Origin of the sequence: Shewanella sp. SG41-3 (assembly GCF_014164545.1) — a bacterium.
In the GTDB taxonomy this organism is placed as follows: Bacteria; Pseudomonadota; Gammaproteobacteria; order Enterobacterales; family Shewanellaceae; genus Shewanella; species Shewanella vesiculosa.
Map to the genome: position 1 here is coordinate 1 of NZ_JACJFJ010000047.1, position 232 is coordinate 232.

Here is a 232-nt window from a genome sequence, read left to right on the forward strand (position 1 = left end):
CGATACTGTGTTTCACTTCTGAGTTCGGAATGGGATCAGGTGGTGCCACAGCTCTATGGTTTCCAGACAAATTTTGTTTATCTAACGCAGTATATTGCATTAAATAATAATTCGGAAAGCTGATTGCTTTATTGAGTCTCATCGCACTGCTTAAGCGCTTTATTCTAATACTAAGTCGTATCAGTAAAACCCATCTGGGTTGTATGGTTAAGCCTCACGGGTCATTAGTACA

Annotated in this window: 1 rRNA gene; it reads right to left on the reverse strand. The window is 39.7% G+C overall.

The annotated features are described in order from the left end of the window. A 5S ribosomal RNA gene (gene rrf, locus H5164_RS19905) occupies positions 1 to 67 on the reverse strand; the annotation flags it as partial. Positions 68 to 232: the final 165 nt, after the last annotated feature.